This window comes from Cobetia sp., assembly GCF_983723665.1.
On the sequence record NZ_CFDJES010000052.1, the window covers coordinates 12,126 to 15,068 of the forward strand.

The window sequence follows — 2,943 nt, forward strand, 5'->3', positions numbered from 1 at the left end:
GCCCGGCGCGATAGCTGGCATCCAGCTTGCGCAGCGTGCCGCACATCTGTTCGATGCGCTTGTCCACGGCATGCATGTGATCGAGCATCGCGTGCATGGAGCGCGCGACCGGATCGGGCATGTCCTGGCCCATGCCGTAGGCATCGAAGCCGAACTTCTCCTTCATGGCCTCGCGGCTTTCCGGGTCGACCGACGGCTCCTCTGCCACATCCGGCTCGGCGCGCTTGACGATCTTGCCGGGAATGCCGACGACGGTGGCGCCGGCAGGCACTTCACGCGTGACCACGGCATTGGAGCCGACCTTGGCGCCGGCACCGACGGTGAACGGGCCGAGAATCTTGGCGCCGGCACCGACGATGACACCATCGCCGAGGGTCGGGTGGCGCTTGCCGGCGTTCCAGGTGGTGCCGCCGAGGGTGACGCCGTGATAGAGGGTCACGTCATCGCCGATCAGGGCGGTCTCGCCGATCACGACGCCCATGCCGTGGTCGATGAAGAAGCGCCGACCGATGGTGGCGCCCGGGTGGATCTCGATGCCGGTCAGCCAGCGCATCAGGGTCGAGCCGGTGCGCGCCAGCCATTTGGCGTTGTGGCGCCATAGCCAGTGATTGATGCGATGGGCCACCAGCGCATGCAGGCCCGGATAGTTGGTCAGGACTTCAAAGAAGTTGCGCGCTGCCGGATCACGGGCAAACACGCTATCGATGTCTTCACGCAGTCGAGTGAACATGGCGTGTCCTCAGGAAGTGCGGTTGGCCGTGTCGGCTTGTGCCAGGCGAACCTGCTTGTCCACCGCGGAAAGAATGCCGCGCAGAATGTTGATTTCCATGCTGTCCGGACGCGCGCGCAGATAGAGGCGACGCAGGCGTGCCATCAGCTGGCGCGGCTGTTCCGGATCGAGGAAGTCGACGCTGATCAGTGTCTTCTCGAGATGCTCGAACAGGCGCTCGAGGTCGGCATGGCTGGCCAGCGGGCTGTCCCAGTCGATGCCGAACGGCTGGTCATCCTCGGCACGCGGCGTCTCGCCGGCGGCTTCCTGTTCGGCCAGCCACGCCTGGCGGCACTCATAGGCCAGCACCTGCACCGCCGCGGCCAGATTCAGCGAGCTGAAATCCGGATTGGTCGGGATGTGCACGTGGCGGTGGCAGCGCTGCAGCTCTTCATTGGAGAGTCCGGAATCCTCGCGGCCGAAGACGATGGCCACACGGGCATCCGGCAGGCGGGCTTCATCGGCCAGGGTGGCACCGAAGGCGCGCGGCGTGATCATCGGCCACGGCAGGTTGCGCGAACGTGCGCTGCAGCCGACCACCAGACTGCAATCCGCCACGGCCTCTTCCAGCGTCTCGTGCACCGAGGCGCTGGCGACGAGTGCATCGGCACCCGAGGCGCGTGAGGCGGATTCCTGGCATTGCACCTGACATCGCGGCGCGACCAGTGCGAGATCGGCCAGGCCCATATTGAGCATGGCGCGGGCTGCACCACCAATGTTGCCGGGATGGCTGGTGCCAATCAGGACAATGCGCAGACGTTCAAGCATGAGGACTTCCAGGATAGCAATTGAAGGGCGGGTCGGCCGACGCGGCTGGCGCAGTGCGTGATCCGCATACGCAGACTCAGCGATAAATCGCGCGTCAGGACCCGATATCCTAGCATGAAGCCGCGTCAGGGAGCAGTTTCCCGCCGGTGTTGAGGGCAAGAGCGGCCCGAGGGAGGCGCGCGCGGGCAGGGCGCAAGGACGCGACGCGCAGGCAGAGGGTGGTCGCAGGCAATGGCAGCTCGAGCCGAGCTCTGATAGACTACGCCGTCCCGTCATGTCGCAACATGTGTTCGCCCTCGCTGGCGCCGCGTGCTGTGGCGGCTGGCAGCCTGCATACATTGCACTATGCAGCGCGCCCCGCGCCGTATCAGGATTCCTGTACGGGCTACATGACCGCCTGATCTGATTGCACCCAGTTTCGCTCGATCCGTGTTGCGCCGCGTTGATGTCTCACGCGCCGTGGCACCCGTTCTTTAACAGCTCCCGACTCGTCAAGGCCTTGATCATGCATCCGATGGTCCAATTTGCGCTGCGTGCTGCACGCGGTGCCGCAGAGCAGTTCGTCCGTGCTCGTGAACGTATCGAAGTCGCCCGTGGCGACAACGATCTCGACACCTTCATTGCAGACACTGCACGTCGCGCCGAAGCGCACATCGTGCGTCAGCTGGAGCGCGGTTATCCGCAACACGGTCTCTCCGGCCGTTATACCGACCATCGCGATGGTGAAGGTCAGGGCTCTGACTACCACTGGCGCATCGAGCCGGTGCACGGTTACTCCAACCTGGCATCCGCGGCCTCCGGCTTCGCGCTGTCCGTGGTCTGCCTGTTCAAGGGTCGTGCCGAGCACGCCGTGGTCATCGCACCGTTCACTGACGAAGAGTACATCGTCAGCCGCGGGCGTGGCGCCCAGCACTCCGGTCACCGTATCCGCGTGACCAACGCCACCGCCATCGAAGGTGCGCGTCTGGCGATGGGCCTGCCGGAAAGCTGGCAGCGTCCGCGTCACCTGCCGACCTACCTCTCCATCGTTCAGCAGGTCGGCCCGCAGGTCGAGATGCTGCGCACCAGCGGCTGTGCGCTGCTGGACGTGCTCGAGCTGGCCTCCGGTCGCGTCGATGCCGTCTATGTGCTGGGTCTGGATGCCGGTGACAGCGAGATCGTCAGCCTGTTCCTGAAGGAATGTGGCGCGCTGGCAGGCAGTGCCGACGGCACGCCGGTCGTGGTTGCCGAAGGCACCCTGATGGCCGCTGGCGCACGTCTGTACAAGGCGCTGGCGCAGACCATGCAGCCGCACCTGTAAGGCTCTGCAAGACGACGTGACCTGACAGCCCTCGGGGCCGTCTGGAGAACGAAAAAAACCCCACCTCGCATGAGGTGGGGTTTTTTTGTGCCTGGCGATCCGTGCC

General features: G+C 65.2%; 3 protein-coding genes. 1 reads left to right on the forward strand and 2 read right to left on the reverse strand.

What is annotated here, in order from left to right:
• Both cysE and AC4FAH_RS07270 read right to left on the reverse strand, forming a co-directional pair.
• On the reverse strand, window positions 1–730 hold a 730-nt coding region (gene cysE / locus AC4FAH_RS07265), incomplete at its 3' end, for a serine O-acetyltransferase (RefSeq protein WP_490245822.1).
• A 9-nt stretch (window positions 731–739) separates the two neighbouring features.
• Window positions 740–1,537: an RNA methyltransferase gene (locus AC4FAH_RS07270; protein ID WP_153636515.1), complete on the reverse strand. Its 798-nt coding sequence runs from the start codon at window positions 1,535–1,537 to the stop codon at window positions 740–742.
• 505 nt (window positions 1,538–2,042) lie between these two features.
• Here AC4FAH_RS07270 and AC4FAH_RS07275 point away from each other — a divergent pair.
• Window positions 2,043–2,837, forward strand: a complete 795-nt coding sequence (locus AC4FAH_RS07275) for an inositol monophosphatase family protein (RefSeq protein WP_153636514.1) — start codon at window positions 2,043–2,045, stop codon at window positions 2,835–2,837.
• Window positions 2,838–2,943 lie beyond the last annotated feature (106 nt).